Source organism: Mesorhizobium sp. INR15, from assembly GCF_015500075.1.
GTDB lineage: Bacteria > Pseudomonadota > Alphaproteobacteria > Rhizobiales > Rhizobiaceae > Mesorhizobium.
Genome location: NZ_CP045499.1, coordinates 243347 through 270068 on the forward strand (window position 1 = coordinate 243347; position 26722 = coordinate 270068).

A 26722-nucleotide genomic window follows, 5' to 3' on the forward strand; every position below is an offset into this window, starting at 1 on the left:
ACGCCGACCCTCATGGCAGCGGCTGTGCCCCATACCATGCGCCACCTTGGCCAATTGACGGTAACTGTGGTCCTTGCCACGGTGCCGAGATGAACACGATGAAGCTTGATCTGTCGGGCCTGAAATGCCCCTTGCCAGCGCTGAAGACGCGCAAGGCACTTACTTTCATCGAACAGGGCGACAGGCTGGAAGTACATTGCACCGATCCGCTGTCCGCCATCGACATTCCCAACCTTCTGAACGAAACGGGAGATCGCCTCGAAAGCACTGATCGAGACGAGAATGGCAATGTCTTTCTGATCATAAAGACGAGCGCTCCGGTGGTCAAGCGTAAGCGCCCGTGAATGGCACGGCACTTCCGGTTCTCTGGGTTGCCGGGGCAAGCCGAGATGATCAACCTGTTGCGCGATATTGAGACTGCGGACGCGACTTGCGGCGCGCTTTTCCAATCAACTGTCGCATTTATTCTCGCATTGAACGGCCAGTACGCTAAGTTCAAACTAGGTAGCTGTGCCTGACAGCGGTCGCTGCCTGGGACGATTCGACGGAAGGGAATGTGCATGACGATGCAATCTCGGCGCCCTCGCGATCGAGGACCTAAGGGGCGTGCTCTTGACGACACCGCACTCCGGGAGGTCCAAGATTTGCTTCTGGGCCGTGAGCGTCGCCGCGATCTCCTGATCGAATTTCTGCATCTGATCCAGGACAGGTACGGGTGTCTGTCGGCGCAGCACCTTCGGGCGCTGGCCGAGGATATGCGTCTGTCCCAGGCCGAAATCTATGAAGTCGCCTCGTTCTACGATCATTTCGATATCGTGAAGGAGGGTGAGACTCCGCCAGCTCCGCTGACGATCCGGGTATGCGACTCGATCAGTTGCATGCTGGCTGGCGCGGAAGACCTTCTCGACGGTCTCAATGCGCAGGTCGATCCGACCGCTATCCGCGTCGTACGTGCGCCCTGCATGGGCCGTTGCGCTTCGGCTCCTGCCGCTCGGATCGGCGACCGCGAGGTCGACCATGCCACAGCCGAGCAACTATCGGAGATGGCTCGTCTCGGTGACACCAAAGTCGTGGTACCGGATTTCACGGGCTTAGAGGCCTATCGAGCGGCCGGCGGTTACCAACTTCTGCAGAAGGTGCGCGACGGAGAGCTTACTACTGGGGCAATCATCGCTATCATGCAGGGCGCCAGCCTCAGGGGACTCGGCGGAGCCGGGTTCCCGGCGGGCAAGAAGTGGGAGTTCGTGCGTTCCTACAAAGGCCCTCGCCTAATGTCGATCAATGGCGACGAGGGCGAGCCAGGCACGTTCAAGGATCGTGTCTACCTCGAACGCGATCCGCATCGCACGCTCGAAGGCGCGCTGATCGCAGCCCATGCGGTGGAAGCCGGGCGGATTTATTTCTACATGCGCGACGAGTATCCGGCGGTGCTTCAAATCCTGAAATCCGAAATCGCGGCGCTGGAACTCGCTGGTATCGCCGCGCCTGGCTTCATAGAACTTCGGCGCGGTGCGGGCGCCTATATCTGCGGCGAGGAAAGCGCGATGCTTGAGAGCATCGAGGGCAAGCGCGGCCTGCCGCGCCACCGCCCGCCCTATATCGCCGAGGTAGGCCTGTTCGGCCGCCCGACCCTCAACCACAATGTCGAGACTCTTTGGTGGATTCGCGACATCGTGGAAAAAGGTGCGGAATGGTTTGCTGGACTGGGCAAGCATGGTCACCCGGGGGCGCGCTCATGGTCCGTCTCGGGTCGAGTGAAAAACCCCGGTGTCAAACTGGCACCAGCTGGCATCACCGTGCGCGAACTGATCGAACACTATTGCGACGGCATGCAGGACGGCCATTCTTTCAAGGCTTATCTGCCAGGCGGAGCTTCGGGTGGTATCCTGCCAGCGTCGATGGGCGACATCCCCCTCGATTTCGGGGGAGAACTTGCCAAGCAGGGCGCATTTGTCGGCTCCCACGCCGTGGTTGTGTTCTCGGATCAAGATAGCGCCAAAGCCGCGACCGTGAACCTGCTCAAGTTCTTCAGGCATGAAAGCTGCGGCCAGTGCACGCCATGCCGAGAGGGGACCGGGAAAATGGTTCAGCTCTTGGAGACGGACGGTCCTCTGGACGAAACCGGACTGCGCGACCTGGAGATGGTGATGCGCGATTCCTCGATCTGCGGCCTAGGTCAGGCGGCGCCGAACCCGGTCGACCATTTGCTGAAGCATTTTCGCGAGGATATTTGAAATGGCTGGTCCCGTCGAATTCACACTGGACGGTAAGTCGGTCACGGCAACCGAAGGCGAGACCATCTGGCAGGTGGCCAAGCGCGAAGGCACCGCCATTCCGAATCTCTGCCATGTCGATCTGCCGGGTTACCGGGCTGACGGCAATTGCCGGGCATGCATGGTCGATATCGAGGGCGAGCGGGTGCTGGCGGCATCGTGCATTCGCAAGCCGACCACCGGAATGATCGTAAAGACCGACACCGAACGGGCCGAGAAGTCGCGAGCAATGGTTTTCGAGCTGCTTGCCAGCAACATGCGGCCAGCGGCTGACGGTCCAGACAACCAGTCGAAATTCTGGCAGTGGGCCGGATCGATGGGCATTGCTGGAAGCCAACGCTTCAGTTCCAAGTTTCACGATGCCGACGTAGCCGAATTCGACATTTCCAACCCTGCGATCGCCGTCAATATGGATGCCTGTATTGCGTGCGGCGCCTGCGTTCGTGCGTGCCGTGAGGTTCAGGTCAACGACGTCATCGGCATGGCCGATCGCGGCGGACATACCGTTCCCGTTTTCGATATGCACGATCCCATGGGGCTCTCAACCTGCGTGACCTGCGGCGAATGCGTACAGGCATGCCCGACGGGTGCGCTCTACGAAAAGACCTTGATGGGCAAGTCCGGCAAGACGCGCACTGTCCAGGAGTTCGACAAGGTTGTAGACACGCTCTGTCCATTCTGTGGCGTCGGCTGCCAGACCAGCGTGGCCGTGAAGGACAACCGAATCGTCCAGGTTGACGGCCGCAATGGCCCGGCAAATGAGAATCGGCTCTGCGTCAAAGGGCGCTTCGGCTTCGACTATGCGATGTCACCGGATCGCCTGACCAGGCCGCTTATCCGTCGCGACGATGCCCCGAAATTCGGTGAGGCGGATTTGCGTTATGTCGATCCGCTGACGGTATTCCGCGAAGCCACATGGGAAGAGGCGATGGAGCGCGCGGCCTCAGGTTTCAAGACTATCCTCAAGGATCACGGCGGTCCCGCGCTCGCTGGCTTTGGTTCGGCCAAGGGCTCGAATGAAGAAGCGTATTTGTTTCAGAAGTTCGTCCGGCAAGGTTTCGGTACAAACAATGTCGATCACTGTACCCGACTTTGTCACGCATCTTCCGTCGCTGCCTTGATGGAAGGTGTTGGCTCCGGTGCCGTGTCGGCGCCGTTCATGGATGCGATGAAGGCCGAATGCGCCATCATCATCGGCGCACGACCGACGACAAACCATCCTGTCGCGGCCACCTATTTCAAGCAAGCCGTCAAGCGCGGTTTGAAATTGATCATCATGGACCCGCGTGGCCAGGACCTGATGCGCCATGCCACGCATTCTCTGCGCTTCAAGGCGGGCAGCGATGTCGCCATGCTGAACTCGCTGATCCACGTCATCATCGAAGAGAAGCTGTACGACGAGCAGTACATCCAGGCCAATGTCAGCGGCTTCGAGGCACTGAAACTCAAGGTCAGGGATTTCTCACCAGAGGCCATGGCTGAGGTTTGCGGAATTGACGCAAGTGTGTTGCGAGACGTCGCGCGCATATACGCGCGGGCCGAGCGCTCGATGATTTTCTGGGGCATGGGCATTTCGCAGCATACGCACGGCACAGATAACTCACGCTGCCTGATCGCGCTCGCGCTGATCACAGGACATATCGGCCGTCCCGGTACCGGCCTCCACCCTCTACGTGGGCAAAACAACGTGCAGGGCGCTTCGGATGCGGGGCTGATCCCAATGTACTACCCCGACTACAAGTCGGTCGAGAACATCGACATTCGCTCGCAGTACGAAAATTTCTGGGGCCAGACGCTCGATCCGAAGCGCGGGTTGACGGTGGTCGAGATCATCGACGCCATCCATGCCGACGAAATCAAGGGTATGTACATCATGGGCGAAAACCCGGCGATGTCGGACCCCGACCAGACCCATGCGCGCGCGGCACTTGCCAAGCTGGATCATCTGGTCGTGCAGGACATTTTCCTGACCGAGACCGCCTGGCATGCCGATGTCGTGCTGCCTGCATCCGCCCATGCCGAAAAATTCGGGACCTACACCAACACCAACAGGCAGGTGCAGATCGGCCGTCCCGCACTTGAGCTTCCTGGCGACGCGCGCCAGGATCTCGACCTGATCATCGATCTCGCCAACCGCATGGATCTTGGCTGGAGATACAATGACGTATCCGACGTCTATGCCGAAATGACGCGGGTCATGCCGTCGCTGAAACACATTTCTTGGGAACGGATCGAGCGCGAGGGCTCGGTGGTATATCCTGCTGATGGCCCAGATGTGCCAGGCAATGAAGTCATCTTCTCGTCGCGCTTCCCGACCAGCGATGGTCGGGGCCGCATCGTGCCGACTGACCTTCTCCCGCCCGACGAAGTGCCGGATGAGGACTATCCGCTGGTGCTAACGACCGGCCGCATGCTGGAACATTGGCACACCGGCGCCATGACTCGGCGCGCCGGCGTGCTCGATGCAATCGAGCCGCAAGGCATCGCGGCGATGAACCCCTACGAGATCAAACGGCGCGATTTGTCGGTGGGTGATGTTATCCAGGTCGAAACCAGGCGTGGAACCATCGAGGCGATTTTGAGGGCTGACCGCGAGGTGGCGGACGGAATGATTTTCATCCCTTTCTGTTTCAACGAAAGCCCGGCAAACAAGCTGACCAACCCGATGCTTGATCCTTACGGCAAAATACCGGAGTTCAAATATTGCGCCGCTCGCGTCGCGCAGAAGGCTCATGCGGAGGCAGCCGAGTAATCGAACTCAGTTTGCCGACATCATCCATCAACGAGCGACGGCTTGGAACATACGAGCGCCCCGTTATTGGCGCTCGTGTGTCCATTGCTTTTCGTGAAGCTTCTCATGACGGCTATGACAGGTCTCGATGATGGCGGACCAGATTACGAAAATGCACGGTTGCCCGCGCCGATAGGGAAGACAGTGCGTGACGACTATCTGCGGCAATGCTGCCGACCGCGGACGGCGTTGCTACCGTGGCGACGTTCGAGCAACAGGACGCTTCTTGCACAGTCGAATTGCCTGGTAGTTCGTCCGGCCGGCGCCTCGGCAGCAGGGGTCGCGAGACTGCGAAGCTCATCCGGTTCGATACCACGCCGGGTTCTGATTCGTGATTCATGGGACCGGGCGCAATCTTGCGGGCTCAGCGTCCTTGCGAGAGCGCGACCGGCTGAAAGCCGAAATTTTGCAGCAGCTTCTGTCCCGCCGCCGAGATAATAAACAACGCGAAGGCCATCCCAGCCAGCGAACAGTCCTTCAGTGCGGCCAAGCCATATTCCGGAACGACATTTAGATTTGCCGGAATCTTGACGATCTTGACCCCCTGTGTAGCCTCCGCCAGCCCTTTCAAGCCGGTGCGATAGCCGAGAAACACATGCACCGTTCCAGCCGCCAACGCCGCCACAATCGGGTCATAGCGTCCCGCCGCGTTTGCCATATCAGAGCCTCCGACCAGGTGCTGGGCCTTGGCGTCCAGGATGGCGAAACTGCCGTGTCTGAGTTTTTCCGCTCGTCGGAAGATTGCCCAGGCATAGTCGCCCGAGGCATCCTTTGACGGTGTCGAGGTGGCGATGCCGATGATAGGGTCAAGTAGCCGGTCGATGAAATTCACCGACGTGAATCCGGCATCGCGGTGCACGACTGCGGCCATGGTGTTGCGGGCAAAGACCACAGGTGGCAAGGCCAGACCTTGTTCGGCAAGACGAGCCGAATGAGCGACGTTGGCGGACAGGAAGATATCTGGCCGCTCGCCCGCTTCAATGCGCTCCCGGAGCAGGCCGGCGGGGCCATGCCGCGTTTCAATTTGAACCCCGGTCATTTCAGAGAAGGCGGAAATCAAAAACGGAAGGACATACCTCAAGCTTCCCGCAGCGTAAATCAGTATCGTTGAGGGAGGTGCGGCGGATCTCATTGGTATGCACACTCCCAAAGCGATTCCTCATGGGGCACCGCCCTTCGATTTGATTCAGCATCCACACTAACGCGCCATGCGCAGTCCGTCTTCATCGAGTAAGACACAGTCGGCAGAATCGAAGCCAATTTCGATTTTCTCGCCTTCACGCACCGCTGTGCCATTGATCTGGGTGTTGACACGGATTTTCGTGATGCCGCCGATATCGATCTCATAGATGGCGCTACCGCCCAAATATGGTCGATGCCGAGCGTCCATTCAAGATACTGGCCAGGCTGGGGAGCATGAGGATTTGTGGGGCATGGTTAAACGAAGTATGCCGTCCCCGTTGAATTTCGATGGGATCGGCGGGTGTGAAGAGCGCAAAACGGGCAGCAAGGAAAACTGTCGGAAAGGCGGCAGCCTCGGAGGATGAGGTTTTCATCCTGCAGTTCCGCGTCTGGCTAAATAACGTGAACCCGATGGTGTGGCGTCGGGTTCAGGTTGCCTCGACGACGACGCTGCGCGAATTTCATGGCGTCCTTCAGGTCGTGATGGGATGGGAGGGCATCCACCTTTACCAATTCATCATTCACACGGCGCGGTACGGCTCGTGGGAGACGGGTGCCCGTTCCCCGACCATGACGCTTGGCGAATTGAAGCTGCGCAAAGGCAGCCGGTTCCTGTACGAATACGACCTCAACATTCCCTGGAAGCACGAGATCCGGCTGGAGGAGCGCCAGCCAGTCAAACCTGGCGCTCACTATCCGGCATGCAAGGGAGGAGACGGCGACTGCCCGAAGGAAGACTGCGGTGGGCCGGAAGCCTGGATGTGGCGGCAGGACAACGCCTTCGGCTACGAGACAATGAACGACCTGGAGATCACGACGGATTTTCTGCGGGAAGTCGCCGAAACGAAATCCCTTGCCGTGCTGGACGATCCAGACCACGCCGAGGAACTTCGCGCCTCGCTGGGGAGGCTGAAGGAGCGCGCAAGCTGGCTGGGAGACCGCTTCGAACGCCGGAAAACGAATGAATGCCTGCAACAGGGTGAACATCTCAACCTTATGCATCAGCAGATGTGAGGGTTCTGGCGTCTCGATCTTTCGAAAGCAGGTCGACCGCCAGGGGGCCACATCATCACCGCGATCGGGCTGGATCTCCGTAAGCAACGCTCGTGCGGCCGGATCCGCAACCCTGATCGAATTTCCGGCGCAGGAGCACGGCGGTAACCCGTATTCGATATCACTGTTTCCAGCACGGCCGAAGAGCGCAAACGGATGTTTTGCAGGCATCAGGTTTTCCACTTCGGCCATTCTGGAAAACTCGATCTTGGAGTGATGACATGCGGGCGCGACTGGTATTGCAGATGATGGACGACAACGGCGTGCCGCTCGCAACCGAAACGGTCGCCTATCTGGTGAAAGAGACGAAAGGGGCTGAGGACCTCGGTCTGTCGCTATCTGAGGCGAAGACCCTTCTGGCGAAGCTGCAGCAGGCGCTGGTGGAGACGCAGGTGGAATTGTGGCTCCAGGAAAACCGCGATCTTGATGGTCGCCGCCTGCGCAGCAAGGGAAGTTATCCCGTCACTTTCCACACTCTGTTCGGCGACGTGCGGCTGAAGAGCCCGCGCTATTACCTGCCCCCGATGGCCACAGGAAACGGCCCCACAACAATCTCACCTCTACGGAAACTGATCCCCGACCATATCGCGCCCGAACGCCTCTATCTGGAGACCCGATGGGCCTCGCTCGTGCCCTATGCTGCCGCAGCCGAATTGCTGGCCGACGTTCTGCCGATCACTTGCGGCGCCAATGCCACGACGGTTCGGCAGCATGCGTTGCGCTCGGCCCGCCGTATCGAGCGGGAGCTGACGGAAGAAAGAGTCTCCTTCATGCAGGATGCTTGCCCGCGCGACTGGATGAACCTCCCCATTCCGGATGGCCGCATCGTCATAGGTCTGGATGGCGGATACATCCGCGACCGCAAAGACCGGAAGAAGAACTTCGAGCTGATCGTCGGCCGCTCGCTGCCCGAAGACGGTGATCCACGCTACATTGGTTTCGTCCACGGCTACGACCGTAAGCCGCAGCGGCGCATCCTCGATCATCTCAAAAAGCAGGGCGTGCAGGCGAATCAGGATATTACTTTCATCACAGATGGCGGCGACGAGGTCCGATCGCTCGCCGAGATGATCGCGCCGGCCAGTGAGCACGTCCTCGACTGGTTCCATATCACCATGCGCATCACGGTCCTTCGCCAGTTCGCGCAGGGACTCGAAAATCACGACGAGCAGGCCGGACAAGACATGCTTGAAGCTCTACGCAAGATCAAATGGTATCTCTGGCACGGAAATACGTACCGGGCCCGCGACGAAATCGCCGACTTGCAATTCGATGCGGAAGGCATCGACACAGACTATCCGAATATGCGCAAGTTCCTGACCGCTATCGGTGAGTTCCAGGTCTACATCGCCTCCAACAGTACGAGCCTGATCAATTATGGCGAGCGCTACCGGTCCGGCGAACGCATCTCCTCGGCTTTCGTCGAGGCGACCGTCAATGCCGTTATCTCCAAGCGGTTCGCCAAGAAACAGCAGATGCAATGGAGCAAAGTCGGCGCGCATCTCTTGCTGCAAACCCGCACCCAAACCCTTGACGGCTCCCTGCACTCGACCTTCCGGCAATGGTATCCAGGCATGGTCAACGACAGTCAGGAGCACAGAGTAATAGCCAGTGCCGCATGACCGCCCCACAAATCCTTATGCTCCCCTACAAGGGCGGCATTCGGTTCCACCCCTCGGTCAATCTGGGGATCATCAAGTTTCTCGGCTTCGAACAGACGTTCAAGAACGCCCTGACAGGATTGCCGATCGGCGGCGGAAAGGGCGGCGCCGACTTCAATCCACGCGACAAGTCCGACGGCGAGATCATGCGTTTCTGCCAGTCTTTCATGACCGAACTTCATCGTCACATCGGCGAATACATCGATGTTCCCGCCGGCGACATTGGCGTTGGAGGTCGCGAGATTGGCTACATGTTCGGTCAGTACAAGCGGCTGACAAACCGCTACGAGGCGGGGGTACTAACGGGCAAGGGCCTGGCCTACGGCGGCTCCCGCGCCCGCAAGGAAGCCACCGGATATGGTGCGGTCTATTTCCTGGAGCGAATGCTGGCCACGAAGGACGAAGGCTTGGAAGGCAAGCGGGCGGTCGTCTCCGGTTCCGGAAACGTTGCCATCTACGCAATGGAGAAGCTCATCGCCTGTGGCGCCACCGTCGTGGCATGCTCGGATTCCAGCGGCTATATGGTCGATGAGAGCGGCATCGATCTCGGTCTGGTCAAGGCAATCAAGGAAGTCGGGCGCGAGCGCATTTCCGAGTATTCACGCCTCAAGGGAAGCGGTGCGCGTTACATCGACAAGGGCTCGATCTGGGACGTTCCCTGCGAGGTCGCAATCCCGTCAGCCACGCAAAACGAGCTCGACGGCAAGGATGCGCGCACTCTTGTGAAGAACGGCCTGATGGCACTCAGTGAAGGCGCCAACATGCCATGCACACCCGAGGCAGTCCAGATATTCCAGGCCGCAAATGTGCTTTTTGCTCCGGGCAAGGCCGCGAATGCAGGCGGCGTCGCTACGTCGGCTTTGGAGATGCAGCAGAACGCGTCCCGTGACAGCTGGTCGTTCGAGCGGACCGAGGAACGGCTTGCCGAAATCATGCGCGATATCCACGACACCTGCGCCCGCACGGCGGAAGAGTATGGCGCGCCCGGTAATTATGTCCTTGGTGCCAACATCGCTGGATTTGTGCGGGTGGCGGAAGCGATGCGGGCGCTAGGAGTTATCTGATCGGGTGGTGGCTGCAGGCAGCGTGACGCATGAACCTCGCCTGCTGCGGCTCGCCATGCCTGCGGCAAAGAGCGCCTTTCATTCGGCCAGGGCCGCAACTCTCGACTTTGCGAAATTTACTTCTGCGACACCAACGATGGAATATTCATCGAATGTCCCAGCGGCATAATGTCTTTCTGTATTTGTTATTATTGCATGATAGTAATATTTCGCCTATATTGCTATCATGATGTTTAGGTTCCGACAGAGAAAATACCTGCTTCGCGCAGGTTTGCTGGCGACCCGCTCGTAGCCCCGAGCGGGAACGGCGCTCGCGCCTTCCGCGACTCGGGGCTCACCCATCACACCCGGCCCGGCCCATCGCACTGTTCGTTCGAGCGACAGCCTTCGATCGCGCTGACAGCGCCACTAGATCCCGGTTGCGGACGGTCTTCGACCGAGCCGTACCGCGCGGCCAGAGTTTGTAGCCGCTTCCGCATCACCTCATTTTCATGGAGGACGTCATGTCCAATCAAGAGGACAAACAAAACCCCATCACTCCAGCGCTTGGATGGAATGGAGGTCGGATTTTTGCGTCTATAGCCCGCCATATTTTGGTCGGCCTGCGGCGATGGCAGCGCGAGAGGGCGATTTCCGAGCTTCGGCGACTTGACGACAGAATGCTCAACGACATCGGAATCTGTCGAAACGATATCCCGCGGGTCGTCGACGGCCTGTTTTCGCGGCCCAGCAAAGCCTCAACCCCGTCAGAACCCACCGTTATGAAAATTCGCGACGATTTCGTTCAACTACGGGAAGCCGCGTGAGTAGCACGAGACTGGTCCCCCAGTCGTGCCCGCGCGACCGAACTAGAAGCAGATGAAAGGAGTAAGACATGAATTCGTCGCCATATATTTGGGATCCACATTTGTCGGGTTCCATGACCTCCAAACCTTGGATCCCCAATCGGCAGACACCTGTTCGATATGATCCCTGTATCGCCAGATGGGCGGACGATGGAGGCCAGATGTACGATCGCTCGCATGCCTATAACGCGGGCTACCTCGCGCCTATGCGGTCTGCTCCGTGGACAATTGGTAACGGCGCTGATCCCGCACTCTCAGGACCTTGGAGACATGCAGTGGACGATACGATGACGAGGGCTTTTATCGCGATAAGCTTACTGGCGCTGATGATCATCGCGTTCGCGGTGCTCTGACGGTGTCCGGTGAAGCGACGCACTATGGAGGGCGGCAAAGAAGCCGCTTCACCCCTATTAGTTTGCGTCGAGGGGCGGCCGCATGTGGATGCGGCCGCCCCTGCTGTGCAGTCTAACGCCGTTTGCCTGGCAGGGCCGACTTGACGGCAAGATCGGAAATAGACCCTGCCTGAGACGGTTTCTCCTTGATCTGCTTAGGTTTTCGTATTTCTCGATTTCCCTTTTTCTGGGCCATTCGTTTTCCTTCCAAGGACAAAACTTCTGGTGCGCGTCGAATGCGCGCCCGTGCCAGAAGCTTCAATTATTTGAGGGTGGTAAGGAATATCCCTGGTCAGGCGCCTTGCGAAGGCCAAACCAGGGCTAATGGCGCGCTTGAGGCCGCTTTCGGAAGGCAGGCCGATGATGAAGTTTCTTATTCACGGAAGTGAAAATCGCCATCTCAACAGGAATGTCAAACACATATAAGTATAATTTAAATACATGCCAGCGACATAGCGTCACCTTGAAGATTTTTATCATTTTTGATAAGCTCATGGAATGGTTATGAAGACTTTCATCAGGATCTCGAGGCTCGTCGGGAAGGGGCGCATTTCAGCTCCCGGGCAGAGACTCACACCCTGAACTCCGCACCTTAACTGCTCCGGGAGATCAAAGACCCGCGGTTCTTTCCTAGCGGTGCCTTTTGCACCGTCCTGATGGAGCTTCAAATGTTGTCTTCGCGCACGACGAGGCGAATATGCCTCACCTGCAATTCCTCCCTTACCAGGTCCTCATTGATATGCGTCGGCTGCGGTCAATCGACCCTTCCCAAGATCGCAATGCCGTGGACGTTTCCGTCCAGGCGTCATCCGTCCGGCTCATTCCGAAGCGGGGTGCCACTATGAGGCGCCCTCAAATACCAGGTCACGTAGCCACAAATGGGCCGGATCAGCTTGGCTGCGTTCGTGCCAGATAAGGCGATAGTCAAATGTTGGCACAACCAATGGCAACGGAAACAAGTGCAGCCCGACGGACCTTGCGAGTGCCGTCGCGCTGCGCGATGGAAGCGTAAGGATCAGGTCGGTGATTGCGATCACGTTGGCCGCTGTCGCAAAGTACGGAAGCCACAAACCTATATGGCGGCTTAAGCCGAGTTGTTGCAAAGCGTCATCAACTACACCGGTTCGCCCGCCAAGAATACTGACCAAAGCGTGCGGGGATCCCAGAAACTCATCCAAACTCACATCGACCTTGCCTGCCAGCCGGTGCGAGGGGCCAACCAGGCAGGAGTAGCCTTCTGTATAAAGTGTTCGCGTGCGTAAAGGCAGCGGCACCGGATCATCACTGAACAGCACCATATCCGTCCGCCCTTCGGCTAAATGCCTGAACACATCGCCAGAGAATGGAAGCACTTCCAGTGAAATTCCGGGGGCTTCTTTGGTTAGTCGCGGCATCAGGCTTGGGAGAATGGCAAGCGCACCATAGTCGGTCGTTGAAAGGCGAAATACCCCTTCCGCCTCTTTCGGATCAAACTGCTTCGGCGACAAGAGCGCCTCTATGCTTGCGATGGTTTGCGTCAGTTGTCCGCGCAATGCCAATGCGCGGTCGGTCAGGATCATTCCTCCAGGGGCTTTGACCAACAACGGATCCCCCAACACGCGCCTGAGCCGCGCAAGTACCCGGCTTACACCGGGTTGGCTTTTGTTCAAATGCTCGGCGGTGCGGGTGGTGTTGCGGGTCTCATACAGGGACTGAAGGACGCGTAGGTCGTCCAGTTCAACATCCAGATAATTCGTTTTCTGCATAACGGCAATTCACTCAATTTATTTCCAACATTACCACGCTTCGTTCACGTTGCAAGAAATCCCACTCAAATGAGGCAAGCTATGATCTTGAACACCCTGCGTATGAGCGCGTTGGCGCTGACCATAACAATGGCGGCGGTCGCAACACCCTCACTCGCCCAGACCACCAACACTCAAACGATCAAGCTCTTCTACGACGCGATCAGCCAGGACAAACCCGATCTCCTGGACAAGGTGCTTGCCAAAAACTGGGAAGACGTCCCGCCAAACCCCGGTCAAGGCCTTGGCCGCGACGCGATGAAACCTGTGATCGACGGGTTTCATAAGACCTTCGCCGATATGCATGTCGTCAACGACCAGATCATCGACGCTGGGAAATTTGTGATCGTCCGGTCGACCATCTCCGGCACGCAGGTTGGCCCGTTTGCCGGTTTCAAGGCGAAAAATCAGCCTTTCAAGGTCATGGCCGTCGATATCCATGAGTTTGAGGATGGAAAGGTAGTCAGGACCTGGCATGTCGAAGACTGGTTAGGTGGCTTGTTCCAGATGGGCGCGTTCCAGTGACACACGACAGCGGTGCGTCGATCTTGGCGGCTCGCATAGGCTTCCCACATTTTCAGAGAACGCTATGACAGACCCCAAACTTACTACACAAAGCCCGCCTTTGTCTGGCGGCGCAGCTCAAGCGATCTTGCCTACGCAAGACTGGGGCGCCAAGCAACGGATCGATGTCGGACCCTACACGGTGGCACGCGTCGAATTCAGAAGTGGCGGGGAACAGATTATTGGTAACCTGTTCCAGCCTGCCGGATCGGTCACCGGCCCCAGAGTCGTGATCCTTGGCCCTATCGGCACGGTCAAGGAACAAGCTCCGATCCAATATGCCACGCGACTGGCGCGCGCTGGCATCACGACGCTGATCTTTGATCCACGCGGGACGGGGGAAAGCAGCGGCCAGCCGCGTCGTTGGGAAAGTGGCGTCCGAAAGACGGAAGACCTGCTAGCGGCACTGGACTTTTTGGCGGAGTGGCCGGGCATTGACCCTGCAAGGCTACATATTCTTGGGGTCTGTCAGGGCGCAAACTGGGCGATTGCAGCGGCGCTGAAGGCAGCACGGCTGCACAGTATTGCCCTTGTAGCGGGTCATTATCTGACCCCTGAAGTCTGTCGCATGTATTACGGGAATGACGCGGCGGTCGCAGCAAGAGTAGCAAATGGCCAAGCTGCTGCGGCCGCGTTTGCGGCCGACGGTTCAGTGGAGTACGTGCCAATCGTCAACGAAGATGCAAACCAGCAATCACCTAACGTGATCCTGAATTTCGAGGCCGCGCGCCTTTACTATCACCCCTGGGGGGGCCGGAATATGTTCCTCGGCCATCGCGGCCTTTGGGAAAACCGAATTGCCGCGATGAGCGAGGCAGAACTTTGGACCACTCGGACGGACATTGCCGTAACCAAGTTGACCACGCCGACCCTCATGGTCCACGCCGATCGCGCAGCTAGCGGGCCGAAAGTGCCGCGCGATCTCTTCGCAGCGATTCCTGCGGTGCAAAAGCAATTGTTATGGCTCGGAACGCAAACGCAATTCCAGTTCTACGAAGACCCGATCACAATTGATGCCGCGACCAAGTGGGTTTCGGACTATTTTCTGAAACCCACATGATCACGGATCCCTTTGCCGCGATCCAAGCGGCCACGCGCACCCACCGCCGCGACCATGCCTGCAAAGCCTATACGTTCGAAGATGGACGCGCGCTTACTCACGTGGCTATCGCTTCTGGGGCAAGCCGGATACTGGAGCTTGGGACCGCCCTAGGTTACACAGCCTGCTGCCTTGCTTCGGCGCGCCCCGACGCGCATGTCGATACGATTGAGGGCGATCCGCTTCACGCGGCACTAGCCCGAGACAACATAGCGGGGGCCGGTATGGCAGGCCGCATAACGGTCCATACAGGCGACTTCACGGAGGTTCTCGCACGCCTAAAGCTCGGCTATGGACTGGTATTCTTTGATGGCTATGCCCCAGACAGCCGACTACTGGACGCGCTCGTCGAAGCAATCTCGCCTGGCGGGACACTGGTATGTGCAAACTTGGGGTTGGCCTCAACTACGCGGAGGCGGCACCTGTTGGCAGTGCTGAACAATCCAGAACGCTTCAGCTCAGCCCCATCGATCGAGGATGGTAGCACCTTGGTGCGGCGTAAATTTAGCCTCTAATAGTCGATGAACTGGAACGATTCAGGATCCGCGCGGCGATGATTTCAGCGAATGACTTTACATCGACCAAAGCTGGCACGGCTTACGCCGTGGCCTGATTGAACGTGATATGTGCTCGGGTGCACTCTTTACCGTGCCGCCGCGAGAGTCGAGGCGTTCATCAAACCCGGCGACCTGGTCCTTGACCCATTCTGCGGTTCTGGATTCACGCTGGTGGCGGCCCGAACCGCCGAACGGCAGTTCCTGGACATCCAGCTTGACCGCTCCCACGTCCTCACCGCCTCAATGCGGGTGTACTCTATGACATCGAGCGGATGACCCCGGCCCCGATTTAGCCCCGGCACTGCCAGGACCACTGATATTCTGGTCTAAGAAGGCTGGGACGTCGGAGACCCTGCGGATCACTGCTTCGTCCAGCGCAACAGGCTGACGTCATAGCCGAGGGCTCGCGCCCGGTTCTCAAGCGTCTTGCGAGTCTGAGGCGACGGCTTGGCCGCTCGGGCGAGAATCCATAGATAGCGGCCGGACGGTTCGCCGACGATTGACCAGGCGTAGTCGGGCGCGTGGTCGAGGATCCAGTAATCTCCGTAGAACGGGCCGAAGAACGACACGTTGAGCTTGGCGTTGCCGCTGCCCGGAACCACTGCGGCCCACCCTGCGGCGGTCATTATTGTGCCGTCCAGGCTTCCCCGGTGACAGGTGTTGACGACCTTGACCATGCCGTCGTCGCCCAGCGCGTAGTCAGCAGTGACGCCTTCGCAGTTGCGCTCGAAGCCGTTTTCATAGCGTGCCAGTTCGTACCAGCGGCCCACATAGCGGTTCAACTCAACGCTTTTCGCGGGTTGCGGCACCGAGCGGTTGCCAACCGAGCCCGAGGTACAGGCTGCAAGGGCACCAGCTGCGAGGAGCGGGAGGATCATTTTCAGTTTCATGACCGTCAAATATCATACGGACCAGAGCCAGACCAGATTCTCCGCGATGATGGGGGCGATGGATGGGGCTTCTCATCGCGCGACAAGAGACTCAGTTCCCGAGGCTGCCTGCGCCGCGTTCGTTCTTTATCATTTCGAAACCGCCTTGCTCAAGGCAGGGTTCGATGTCGTCGCTGTCAATGCGGTATGGCAATCATCTCCCGCGCGACGGCATACCGGCTACCTTCTCGGCGCATCCATGCAGAACGTTCACACAACGTATCCCCTGATTCCGACAAAAAAGATGTCCCATCAAAGTCTGGGTCAACGTTTGATCAATTCAGCGAGCAGCGGGTTCGGAAATCGTCGTTTCTGCGTGATGGCGTAAAAGGTCTCGCTGAGATTTGCGATCGGACAGACCTCGACCAGTTCGCCGGCCGCCAGCTCGTCGCGCACCACGATTGGAGGCACCAGCGTCAGCCCGTCGCTTTCACGGGCGAGCACGCGCAGCATGGCCATGTCGTCAACCTCGGCGATAATGATGGGGCGGATGCCGGCGAGTTCGAGCAATCTGTCAAAGCCGAAGCGGATGTCGCTGTCCAGGCTGGGAAGCAGGATCGGCTCAGTGCGAAGGTCTTCTGGAAAGCGGAAACGGCGGCGCTGCTCGCTCGGACGGCCGACCAGCGCGACCGGTTGTTGGTCGAGCAGATGGCTGCGCAGGCTCGCCTGAGCGTCTTCCTTCAGCGCGCTGTTGGCCAGCACCACGTCGACCGAATGGGCCTCCAACTGTGCGAGCAGGTCTCGCAGCGTACCAGACCGCACTATCAACTCGATGTCCGCGCGGCCAACCAGCGGGCGGAGAAACTCCAGTTGAAAATTTCGCGAGAGCGTCGTCAGCGCGCCAACACGCAACACCTGCCGGCTGTTGAGGGGGCGGCCCTGCATCGTGCTGACAAGCTCGTCGCCCGCCTGGAACACGGTGTCGGCATAGTCGAGCGCAATCCGGCCCGCCTCGGTGAGGAGAAGCCGTTTGCCGGCCCGCTCAAAGAGCGGATGACCAAGCTGTTGTTCCAGCTTTGCGAGCTGAACCGAGAGCGCCGACTGAGAAAGGTTCAGCCGCTCAGAGGCGCGAGTGAGACTGCCTTCATGAGCAATTGCCCAAAAGTAGCGAAGGTGGTGGTAGTTTAAGGCCGCCATTGCGACACTCTATAAAACAGAACGATATGTTGCAATATTGGTAATTTAGTGAATTCCATTAAAATGATAATTCCAGCTGGCAGGTTTTGGGCTTCGGATTTGCACCGTCGGTCCAACGTCTCGTTCAGCGTAAGTGAAATCAAAGTGGCGCGCGCCATGAGGTGTTCTGCATGAACGGCAAACTTCGTGGTCTCCTGTTGGATTTCGACGGCACGATCGCCGAAACCGAACGCTTCGGGCAGCGTGCCGCCTACAACCAGGCCTTCGCTGAATTAGGGCTCGACTGGCATTGGGACGAGAGCCTGTATGGCGAACTTCTCGCGGTGGCTGGCGGCAAGGAGCGCCTACGCTTCTACCTTGAAAGATGCCGACCGGAGCTGCTGGACGATGCCATCGCATCGGGGCTGATCGTCAAGGTCCACCAAGCGAAGATTCGTCACTTTGCCAAGATTGCGCCGACGATCCCTCTACGGCCGGGAATGTTGCGGCTCGTGCGCGAGGCGCATGCTGCCGGAGTGCTGATTGCCATAGCGACCACGGCCTCAAAGCCTGGCGTCGAGGCTCTCTTGAGCCAGGACCCGAAATTGCCCTTTATGATAGACCTGATCGCTGCCAACGAAGCGGTGGATCGTAAGAAGCCCCACCCTGACGTCTATTTGTGGGCTCTCGAGCGCTTAAGGCTAAGGCCGGCTGATTGCGTGGCCATCGAGGATTCCAATGTAGGACTGCGTGCGGCGTTAGCCGCCAACTTGCCGACGATCGTCACCTTGAGCGACTATACGATATCGGATGACTTTACCGGGGCAAGTGCTGTGTTGTCAGATCTCGGCGAAAGACATGAGCCGGCCCATTCCTTTCAAGGTGCCAGACCAAAGAACGGACTTGTCGATCTAGCCTTTCTGAGAGCGGTTTGCGTTTCCGCGAATGCGGAAGCTGCCAGCCAGGTTAAGATGTAAGAGCATCCGCCACCTACAACAATATCCAGTGAACGCAGTGCGCTTTGGTGTGTATTGCGCCCAAGCGCCTGCAGCTTCTGTGATGAGCGGCCTGCTCGGGCATTCAGTTGCCCGTGGCGCCGCTTACGCCAACTATGGCGGTCGCACCAAGCCACACTTCCTCTCAGGTGAAACTGCAGAATCGATGACGACCCGATTCGGCTGGCGACGCCTCATGCCTTTTGGCGTGGTCAATTGGCAGGGCAATAGCAGCAGGCACTTGCAGCATGGAGCGAACGTGGTCACTCTTCAAAAGTTTTATAGAAGCGAACGATTAGTTTCAATCTCTGTATTTTATCGAAATTACTTGATGAGGTATCCAGATGGTCCTTTCATCTGGAGTCGATCATGTCTGGTTCCCTGCTTTGGCTTCTCGCTCTCGGGCCGCTCATGCTGGCAGGCGTGGGCCTGCCGCCGAGCGCCCTAGCCAATCGAGCGCCACGTTTGGTGAACGTTTGCGCATTCGCGGCTTGCTTTTCGACACTGGGTCTCGCGGCAGCTGCCGCCATCGGCCTTTTTGTGGTGGGGCAAATTCACACCGGCACTTTCGGGCTGAGAGGCATCGGTCTTGGTCTCTATTTCGACGCGCTGACGGCGATCATGTTCGTGCTGGTCGCGTTCGTTGGCGTCATCGTCATTCGCTACAGCCGTAACTATCTCGAAGGCGATCCCAACCAGGGACGGTTCACCAGATGGCTATCCCTCACGCTAGCCGCCGTGCTGATGCTGATCATCTCGGGCAACCTGTTGCAGTTCGCGATGGCCTGGGTCGCGACGAGCGTAGGGCTCAACAAACTCCTCCTCTTCTACCCTGAGCGTCCATCCGCCGTTCTGGCAGCGCGCAAAAAATTCCTTGCCGGTCGCCTCGGTGATGTCTGCCTGATCGGCGCGATCGTTCTGCTGTACAAGACTTTCGGCAGCCTCGATTATGCAGCCCTGTTCAGCAGAGCTGAAGCTATGCGTGCCACAGGCGTCGTGCCTGGCGCGATCCATGCGGTCGCGGGGCTTCTGGTCGTCACCGCCTTGCTCAAATCAGCCCAGTTTCCGCTGCACGGTTGGCTGACGGAAGTTATGGAGACACCAACGCCGGTCTCGGCATTGCTCCATGCGGGCGTCATTAACGCCGGCGGCTTCCTGGTGCTGCGCTTAGCCGGCGTGATCTCGCTGTCGACACCGTCTCTGGAGGTGCTGGTCATCGTCGGCGGCATCACCGCGCTGTTTGGCTCCGTGGTGATGCTTACGCAGACCAGCATCAAGGTGTCGCTCGCCTATTCGACGATCGCCCAGATGGGTTTCATGATGTTGCAATGCGGGCTCGGGGCATTCTCGGCCGCATTGCTGCACATCGTCGCCCATTCGCTGTACAAGGCGCACGCCTTCCTGTCGTCGGGCAGCGTCATCGATCTTGCCCGCGCTTCGTGGTCGCCGAGCCCCGGCGGGGAACCCCATCCCGCGCGGATGGCGATGATCGTTGGCCTGGTTATGGCGGTCACTCTCGTGATCGGCACACTGTTCGGTGCGACGATCACCGCCCAGCCGGGTGTGTTCGCGCTCGGCGCGATCGTCATGTTGGGGCTTGCGCATCTCGTCACCCAGTCGCTGGACGAAAGGTTTAGCCTGTATGTCGTCGGTCGCACTGTGGCACTCGCCGTTATTGTCGCTGGCGCCTATTTTGGCCTTCAGCTCGCCGCCGAGCATCTGCTTGCCGGCGCGTTGCCGCCGGTAAAGGCGCTGCGCGGGCCCTTTGATCTGGTCATCACGGCGCTCGTCGTTCTGGCTTTCGCCGCCGTCACCATCCTGCAGAGTCTGCTGCCAGGCAAGCCCGGTGAGCCGCTCTGGCAGGCGCTTTACGTCCACCTGTCCAACGGCCTCTACGTCAACACCCTCGCCAATCGACTGGTGCTGCGCTTCTGGCCCAGCCAGCCGCCCTTCCGACCCATCGCAGCCACCTCGACCGCCCCTGTCACCGGAGCCAAACCATGAGCATCGCCGTCGCCATCGAAACTGATCCAGACGCCTGTCCCACGGTGAAGCACACTGCGAACGGCGCTTTATCCCACGCCATCGAAGCCGCGATCACGCGCGCCTGCGGCAAGATCGCGCCACTCTGGCCGCTCAAGCACTTCGTCGCGGTCAATCCCTTTCTTGGGTTCAGCGACCAGAGTTTTGCGGCCACCACCGCGACGTTGCGCCGTGTCGCCGGCATCGACATGTTGATGCCGCGAGCCTTCTACCGACAGGCTCTAAGCGATCGCGTGATTGATGATCGCGACCTCGCTGTCGCGGTGAACGCGCTGTCCCCAAACTCCTCCGCAGCGATGGATATTGAAGAGTTGCGCGCAGCTGCCATGCGCGAGCCCGTAACCGGTCATAGGCCGCGCGCCGTTGTGGCAACCATCGCCGAGGTACTCGATCGGTTGGCCAAAGGTGATCGGCAGGCGTCGCGAACCGCCTTCATGATCGACGAAATATCCAAATGGTGCGCGGCCTACTTCGACGAGGGCCAGTCGGCCTGGCGCATGCCGTCGCGCGGGCTGCCGCCCTATGCCGCCTGGCGCGCCACGATGCGCCATGACCGCAATCCCGATACGATGGGGATCAGGGGTTTTCGTTCGGCGGTCGCCGCGATGCCCGACGATGCGCGCATGGCGATCGCCGCTGTCGTTAAGGCGCTAGGCATCCCCGATCGCGCCGTCGAGGACTATCTGTACCGCGCTCTGAGCGACATCGGTGGATGGGCGGGTTATGTCCGCTACCGCGTCTGGGACAACGCGCTCCATGGGCGCGAAGACGACACGCTGGTCGAGCTTCTGGCGATACGGCTGGTGTGGGGTTATGCCCTGTTCCTTGAGCGCAGGGATCCCGCCTTCAACGCCGCCTGGGCGCAGGCGATGGTGGATGCTGCCGCCTTGCCGGCGGATGAGCGTCTCGGCGACGACCCTGAACTGGTGGTCGATCTGATGCTGCAGGAAGCCTATGAGGCGGCCTATCGCCGCCGGCTGATCAAACGCCTCACCGGGCACTTTACCGGACACAAGGTCGAAGCAGGTGGCCGCCGCGCGGTGCAGGCGGCGTTTTGCATCGACGTGCGTTCCGAGGTTTTTCGAAGGGCTCTGGAGACTGTGTCGAGCGATGTCGAGACGATAGGCTTTGCCGGTTTCTTCGGGTTTCCGATCGAATATATCCCGATCGGCCGCTCCACTGGCGGAGCGCAATGCCCGGTCCTGCTGAAGCCCGCCTTCGTCGTCTGCGAGGAAGTAGCGGGAGCGTCTTACGCGGAGGCTGACAAGGTTCTTGGCCTACGTCTGCTGCGGCGGCGCGCCGCCAAGGCGTGGAAGGCGTTCAAGCTTTCCGCCGTCTCCTCATTTACCTATGTCGAGACGGCGGGCCTGCTGTTCGTCGGCAAGCTCATCGGCGACAGCGCCGGGCTGACCCGCATCGTCAGCGACCCCAACACCGACGGCCTTGACCGCAAAGTTATCGGGCGGATCGGACCGCGCTTCGAACCGCGCTTGGTCGATGGCCGTGAAACCGGCTTTGATGTCGAGCAGCGCATCGCGATGGCGCAAGCGGTGCTGCGGGCGATGTCGCTGACCGAGAACTTCGCTCGGCTGGTCCTCTTGACCGGTCATGGCAGCACGACGGTCAACAATCCGCATGCCTCGGGCCTTGATTGCGGAGCATGTGGCGGTCACACCGGTGAGGCCAATGCCCGTGTGGCCGCGGCGATACTCAATGACGCTCACGTCCGAGAAGGACTGGCCAAGATCGGCATCGATATTCCGCACGACACATGGTTCCTTGGTTGCCTGCACGACACGACCACCGACGAGGTCCGCATCTTTGGCGCCGATCAGCTGCAGGCGTCTCACGCGACCGATGTGGCTCGTGTCCGCGAAGAACTGGCGAAGGCGTCGTCGCTCGCGCGCGCCGAACGGGCTTTGCTGCTGGGCGTCGGCAAGGACGAGAACATCGATAGCGCGGTGAAGGCCCGCAGCCGTGACTGGGCGCAGGTTCGGCCCGAATGGGGTCTTGCCGGCAACGCCGCTTTCATCGCCGCGCCGCGGGAACGTACACGGGGCCTCGACCTCGGCGGCCGCGCCTTCCTGCATGATTATGACTGGCGCAAGGATGCCGGCTTCGGCGTCCTCGAGCTGATCATGACGGCGCCGATGGTCGTCGCCAGCTGGATCAACCTGCAATATTATGGTTCGTCGGTGAACAACCGCGCCTTCGGCAGCGGCAACAAGGTGTTGCACAATGTCGTCAGCCAAATCGGCGTGCTTGAGGGCAATGCCGGCGACCTTAAGGTCGGGCTGCCCTGGCAGTCCGTCCATGACGGCACGCGGTTCGTACACGAACCGCTGCGGCTCAATGTTATCATCGACGCGCCCGAAGAGGCCTTGAACACCATCATCGCCTCGCAAGAGGGCGTGCGTCAGCTCGTCGACAATGGCTGGGTCCATCTGTTGCGCCTCGGTGATGATACCAAGATCCGACGCTATCGCGGCAGCCTGCGATGGGAGGACGCCGTATGACGGCTCAACTCTCTCACCTCGCGCGCCTCGAATCGGAGGCGATCCATATCCTGCGCGAAGCGATCGCCGAGGCCCGCAAGCCGGTGATGCTGTTTTCGGCGGGCAAGGACTCAACAGTGCTGGCGCACCTGGCGCTGCGCGCCTTCTTCCCCGGCAAGCCGCCGTTTCCCCTACTTCACATCGACTCGACCTGGGAGTTTAAATCCCTGCTCCAATTCCGCGACGCCTTCGCCCGCGAACATGGCTTCGTGTTGATCGTTCATGCCAACGAGGACGGACGCGCGGCGGGGCTCAATCCGTTCGACCATGGCGATCTCTACACGTGGGAAATGCGCACCGAGCCGCTTAAGGCCGCACTCGATGCCGGCGATTACGACTTCATCTTCGGCGGTGCGCGTCGTGACGAGGAGAAATCGCGTGCCAAGGAACGGGTTTTTTCAGTGCGTGGCGTCGGCCATGTCTGGGACCCCAAACAGCAACGTCCCGAACTCTGGCGCCTCTATAATACCCGGCTCGGCAAGGGCCAGTCGGCGCGCGTGTTTCCACTATCGAACTGGACAGAAACCGACATCTGGACCTATGCGCTTGTCAACGACATCGCGCTCGCGCCGCTCTACTTCGCGGCCCCCAGGCCCGTGGTTGAGCGCGCCGGCGCGTTGATCGTTGTCGACGACGAAACACGGATGCGACCGCGGCCCGGCGAGCGCCCCGAAATCAGAAGCGTGCGCTTTCGTACCCTCGGCTGCTGGCCGGTCACAGGGGCGACCGAGTCGGACGCGACCGACCTCCTGTCTGTCGTTGGCGAGACGCTCGCCGCAACGGGCTCCGAGCGCCAGGGAAGGATCGCCGACGGCGAGGACGGCGGCTCACTCGAGCAGAAGAAGCGCGAGGGATATTTTTGACGATGGCAATCGTCGCAAAACTCTATGAAAATGAAGTTGCGGCGCTGGCAACCATGCACGGTAAGGAGCGGGTGATCGCACCATTGTTGCAGCGCGCCCTTGGATTGCGGGTCGAGGTGACGCCGGGGATCGATACCGACAGGTTCGGCACCTTCAGCCACGACATTGAGCGCAGTGGCTCACAGCTCGACGCCGCCAGGGCCAAGATTGCAGCGGCGTTCGAGATTTCGCCTGGCGCGCGTGTAGCTGTCGCCAGCGAAGGCAGCTTCGGGCCGCACCCGCAAATTCCCTTTGTCGCTCTTGCGCGCGAAATCGTGGTGCTCAAGGATCAGCTCAATGGCCTTGAACTGATCGGCAACTACGCCGGGATGGATACGAATTTCAGCCACGTCGTTGTTAAAGACGTAGCCTCTGCAATCGCCTTTGCCAAACGCGCCGGGTTTCCCCGACAGGGTGTCATTGTGGCGGGCTGCGTCGACCAGAAGCCTGCCCCGGAGCGTGCACTCTTCAAAGACATTGGCGATTGGATCGATCTCGAAAGTGCAGTGGCAACCGTGATCATCACCTGGGGCGCGGCTCTCGTCGAGACGGATATGCGCGCCCATCGTAACCCAACCCGGATGCGCACTATCAAACGCGCGACTTTCGATCTGGTGCGGCTGTTCCGTAGCCCCTGCCCCGGTTGCCAGAGGCCTGGATTTACCATCACGCAAAGGCTGTTCGGCCTGCCCTGTTCATGGTGTGGAGGCCCGACGACCGCCCTGAAAGCAACCGTCTACTCCTGTGAAGGCTGTGGCTTTCGGGATGAGCGGCTGGTTAAAGCGGCGACTGCGGACCCGGGTCAATGCGAGGAGTGCAATCCGTGATTAGGAAACAAAGGAGGACCGAATGGCCGCTGCGCAACCACCCGATGACACGCTCCCGAAAATCGAAAAGCACATTGCCTGGGTGCTGGCACACCCGGGTATGAGTGCATGGCTGAAAGACGCTCTCAGGACATCCGCCGACCGAGATCCCGTGGATCTTCTGGGTGACCTGGCGATGCTATCGTTGCTCTTGAAAGCGAAGTCTCACGCAGCCATAAACCAGCAGCTGGGATCCCCTAAAACATTTGCGCGTTGACCCGATCCCTCCTGAAGGACCGACGTTCAGTGCGGCGCGACAATTAAAGTGAGAGCGATAGGGATTCGACGCTGCCCTTGTAGAAGAAGGTTCCGCAGAACGACGCCGTCCTGACCCGCTTACGAAGATTTTCGACGCCGAGGTCGTCCCGCCGCTGCAGGCGGCGCCAGTTTGGGATTCCGCCGCATCGTCTCCTCGAAGATCGCGATCGCTCGAATGTCAGGCGATGGCATTCGCCGGATGCTGGTACACCGCATCCGGTAGTGCGCGCCATCCATTGTATGCGGTGTTCTCAGGCCACGGCCTTGAGTAGCGCGGAGGCATAGGCCCATGGCAGCAGGTCGTCGAGCTTGTTCTGAGGGTGGCCGTCGACGATGCGGGTTATGACGTCGGCGAGGTAGGCGTACGGATCAACGCGGTTGAGTTTGCAGGTCTCGATGAGCGAGGCGATTGTCGCCCATTGCTCACCGCCGCCGTCGGAGCCAGCGAAGAGCGCATTCTTCCGATTGAGGGCGATCGGCCTGATCGCCCGTTCGACGACGTTGGAGTCGATCTCGACGCGGCCGTCGTCGAGGAAGTGGGCGAGCCCGGCCCAGCGCGCGAGGGGGTAGCGGATCGCTTCGGCGAGCTTACTCTTCTGGCTGACCAGGGCGAGTTTCTCGCGCAGCCAAGGCTGGAGGGCATCGATGATGGGGCGGCTTCTCTCCTGGCGCGCGGTTCGCCGCTCTTCGGGCGGGCGTCCCCGTATCTCGCTCTCGATCTTGTAGAGTTCGGCGATACGCTGGAGCGCCTCTGTCGCGATCGGCGCGGGGCCGGACTTGGCCAGTTCGTAGAAGCGGCGACGGACATGCGCCCAGCAGAACGCCAGGCTCACGGCATTTCGCTCGGCCAACGCCTTGTATCCGGCATAGCCGTCGACTTGCAGGATTCCGACGAAGCCCTGAAGGTGCCGCAATGGCTGCTCGGCCTTGCGGTCGGGCGCATAGAGATAGGCGACGCCGGGCGGATCGACCCCGCCCCAGGGGCGATCGTCGCGCGCATAGGCGAACAACTGGCCAGTCTTCGTGCGGCCGCGGCCGGGATCGAGCACCGGCGCCGTCGTCTCGTCGGCGAAGAGCTTGCCCGACGCCTTCAGTCGCTCGAACAGTCGCTCATGGATCGGCCGAAGCAGGAAGGCCGCCTTGCCGACCCAGTCGGCGAGCGTCGAGCGGTCGAGATTGACGCTCTGGCGGGCATAGATCTGGGACTGGCGGTAGAGCGGAAGATGGTCGGCGTATTTCGATACGAGAACATGGGCCACCGTCGCCTCGGTCGGGATGCCGCCCTCGACGAGCCGCGGCAGAGCCGGCGCCTGAACCACGACCTCCTCGCAGCTTCGGCAGGCGTATTTCGGGCGGCGCGTGACGATGACGCGGAATTGGGCCGGCACGATGTCGAGGCGCTCGGAGCGATCCTCGCCCATGACATGCAGCATTCCATTGCAGCACGGGCAGATCTTGTCGGGAATGTCGATGATCTGCTCGATACGCGGCAGATGCGCGGGCAGTGATCCACGGTTGGCGCGGCGCTTCCTGGCGCGAGCCTCGCGCTTGGCAGTATCGGCGGTGTCCTCCGCGGCGAAGCCTTCAGCCTCGATCTGCTCGGCCTCCTCCAGGCCCAGCAGCAGCTGGTCGACCGGCAGGCTCTCTGCCCTGCGGCCGAAGCGGTGGCGCTGCAGTTCCTTGATGATCTGGCGCAGCCGCTCGTTCTCGGCGCGCTCCGCCGCGAGCATCGCCTGAAGCGCGATCGGATCGTTGGTCTGAGGGTCGGCCGGATTGCTCACAAAGCCGATTCA

22 protein-coding genes and 1 pseudogene are annotated in these 26722 nt (G+C 59.9%); 17 read left to right on the forward strand and 6 right to left on the reverse strand.

From position 1 onward, the window contains the following. Positions 1–89: 89 nt before the first annotated feature. From GA829_RS35450 to fdhF, 3 genes are all read left to right on the forward strand, one after another. Positions 90–344: a sulfurtransferase TusA family protein gene (locus GA829_RS35450; RefSeq protein ID WP_195179981.1), complete on the forward strand. Its 255-nt coding sequence runs from the start codon at positions 90–92 to the stop codon at positions 342–344. Positions 345–560: 216 nt separating this feature from the next. Beyond that, the gene (locus GA829_RS35455) at positions 561–2234 is read left to right on the forward strand and encodes an NAD(P)H-dependent oxidoreductase subunit E (protein WP_195180392.1); all 1674 of its coding nucleotides are present in this window, start codon (positions 561–563) and stop codon (positions 2232–2234) included. 1 nt (position 2235) lies between these two features. After that, complete coding sequence (fdhF, locus tag GA829_RS35460; protein WP_195180393.1) at positions 2236–5025, forward strand: formate dehydrogenase subunit alpha; 2790 nt, start codon at positions 2236–2238, stop codon at positions 5023–5025. 403 nt (positions 5026–5428) lie between these two features. Here fdhF and GA829_RS35465 read toward each other — a convergent pair whose 3' ends face one another. Together GA829_RS35465 and GA829_RS35470 are read right to left on the reverse strand one after the other, a co-directional pair. After that, positions 5429–6196: a substrate-binding domain-containing protein gene (locus GA829_RS35465; protein ID WP_195180394.1), complete on the reverse strand. Its 768-nt coding sequence runs from the start codon at positions 6194–6196 to the stop codon at positions 5429–5431. Between the two features lie 66 nt (positions 6197–6262). Beyond that, complete coding sequence (locus GA829_RS35470) at positions 6263–6430, reverse strand: TOBE domain-containing protein (RefSeq protein ID WP_258052469.1); 168 nt, start codon at positions 6428–6430, stop codon at positions 6263–6265. A 119-nt stretch (positions 6431–6549) separates the two neighbouring features. Between GA829_RS35470 and GA829_RS35475 the strand changes: the two genes are divergently transcribed. The 4 genes and pseudogenes from GA829_RS35475 to GA829_RS35490 all read left to right on the forward strand — a co-directional run bounded on the left by GA829_RS35475 (position 6550) and on the right by GA829_RS35490 (position 10830). Continuing rightward, positions 6550–7260: a plasmid pRiA4b ORF-3 family protein gene (locus GA829_RS35475; protein WP_258052439.1), complete on the forward strand. Its 711-nt coding sequence runs from the start codon at positions 6550–6552 to the stop codon at positions 7258–7260. Positions 7261–7520: 260 nt separating this feature from the next. Next, positions 7521–8921, forward strand: a complete 1401-nt coding sequence (locus tag GA829_RS35480) for an ISKra4 family transposase (RefSeq protein WP_195180223.1) — start codon at positions 7521–7523, stop codon at positions 8919–8921. 23 nt (positions 8922–8944) lie between these two features. Continuing rightward, positions 8945–10024: pseudogene (gene gdhA / locus GA829_RS35485) on the forward strand (NADP-specific glutamate dehydrogenase); the annotation flags it as partial. 503 nt (positions 10025–10527) lie between these two features. Then, on the forward strand, positions 10528–10830 hold the full coding sequence (locus GA829_RS35490; RefSeq protein ID WP_195180396.1) for a DUF1127 domain-containing protein: 303 nt from the start codon (positions 10528–10530) through the stop codon (positions 10828–10830). Between the two features lie 1270 nt (positions 10831–12100). Here GA829_RS35490 and GA829_RS35495 read toward each other — a convergent pair. Beyond that, complete coding sequence (locus GA829_RS35495) at positions 12101–13006, reverse strand: LysR family transcriptional regulator (protein ID WP_195180397.1); 906 nt, start codon at positions 13004–13006, stop codon at positions 12101–12103. Between the two features lie 81 nt (positions 13007–13087). Between GA829_RS35495 and GA829_RS35500 the strand changes: the two genes are divergently transcribed. The 4 genes from GA829_RS35500 to GA829_RS35515 all read left to right on the forward strand — a co-directional run bounded on the left by GA829_RS35500 (position 13088) and on the right by GA829_RS35515 (position 15541). Further along, positions 13088–13570: an ester cyclase gene (locus tag GA829_RS35500; protein WP_195180398.1), complete on the forward strand. Its 483-nt coding sequence runs from the start codon at positions 13088–13090 to the stop codon at positions 13568–13570. A gap of 64 nt (positions 13571–13634) precedes the next feature. After that, positions 13635–14669, forward strand: a complete 1035-nt coding sequence (locus tag GA829_RS35505; RefSeq protein WP_195180399.1) for an alpha/beta hydrolase — start codon at positions 13635–13637, stop codon at positions 14667–14669. Next, complete coding sequence (locus GA829_RS37730) at positions 14666–15223, forward strand: O-methyltransferase (RefSeq protein WP_195180400.1); 558 nt, start codon at positions 14666–14668, stop codon at positions 15221–15223. The genes GA829_RS35505 and GA829_RS37730 overlap by 4 nt, the downstream gene beginning before the upstream one ends. Positions 15224–15334: 111 nt before the next feature. Further along, positions 15335–15541, forward strand: coding sequence for a DNA methyltransferase (locus GA829_RS35515; protein WP_195180401.1), 207 nt, complete (start codon positions 15335–15337; stop codon positions 15539–15541). An 83-nt stretch (positions 15542–15624) separates the two neighbouring features. On the opposite strand, the gene GA829_RS35520 is transcribed toward GA829_RS35515, so the two are convergent. Next, entirely contained in the window at positions 15625–16155 is a 531-nt protein-coding gene (locus GA829_RS35520; RefSeq protein ID WP_195180402.1) for a lipocalin family protein, read from the reverse strand. Between the two features lie 303 nt (positions 16156–16458). Next, positions 16459–17331 carry a LysR family transcriptional regulator gene (locus GA829_RS35525; protein WP_195180403.1) on the reverse strand — a complete coding sequence of 291 codons (873 nt, stop codon included), beginning with the start codon at positions 17329–17331 and terminating at the stop codon, positions 16459–16461. A gap of 170 nt (positions 17332–17501) precedes the next feature. Here GA829_RS35525 and GA829_RS35530 point away from each other — a divergent pair, with 170 nt between their 5' ends. The 6 genes from GA829_RS35530 (at position 17502) to GA829_RS35555 (ending at position 24888) form a co-directional block, all read left to right on the forward strand. Continuing rightward, a complete protein-coding gene (locus GA829_RS35530; RefSeq protein WP_195180404.1) occupies positions 17502–18287 on the forward strand; it encodes an HAD-IA family hydrolase in 786 nt (261 codons plus the stop codon). Between the two features lie 387 nt (positions 18288–18674). Next, on the forward strand, positions 18675–20309 hold the full coding sequence (locus GA829_RS35535; protein WP_195180405.1) for an NADH-quinone oxidoreductase subunit L: 1635 nt from the start codon (positions 18675–18677) through the stop codon (positions 20307–20309). Beyond that, positions 20306–22864: a YbcC family protein gene (locus GA829_RS35540; RefSeq protein WP_195180406.1), complete on the forward strand. Its 2559-nt coding sequence runs from the start codon at positions 20306–20308 to the stop codon at positions 22862–22864. Before GA829_RS35535 ends, GA829_RS35540 begins: the two co-directional genes overlap by 4 nt. Beyond that, positions 22861–23766, forward strand: coding sequence for a sulfate adenylyltransferase subunit CysD (cysD, locus tag GA829_RS35545; protein ID WP_195180407.1), 906 nt, complete (start codon positions 22861–22863; stop codon positions 23764–23766). The genes GA829_RS35540 and cysD overlap by 4 nt, the downstream gene beginning before the upstream one ends. 2 nt (positions 23767–23768) lie before the next feature. Further along, positions 23769–24632: a DUF6671 family protein gene (locus GA829_RS35550; protein ID WP_195180408.1), complete on the forward strand. Its 864-nt coding sequence runs from the start codon at positions 23769–23771 to the stop codon at positions 24630–24632. 22 nt (positions 24633–24654) lie between these two features. Further along, positions 24655–24888, forward strand: a complete 234-nt coding sequence (locus GA829_RS35555; RefSeq protein WP_195180409.1) for a hypothetical protein — start codon at positions 24655–24657, stop codon at positions 24886–24888. A gap of 292 nt (positions 24889–25180) precedes the next feature. Here GA829_RS35555 and tnpC read toward each other — a convergent pair whose 3' ends face one another. Then, positions 25181–26659, reverse strand: a complete 1479-nt coding sequence (gene tnpC, locus GA829_RS35560; RefSeq protein ID WP_195180506.1) for an IS66 family transposase — start codon at positions 26657–26659, stop codon at positions 25181–25183. Positions 26660–26722 lie beyond the last annotated feature (63 nt).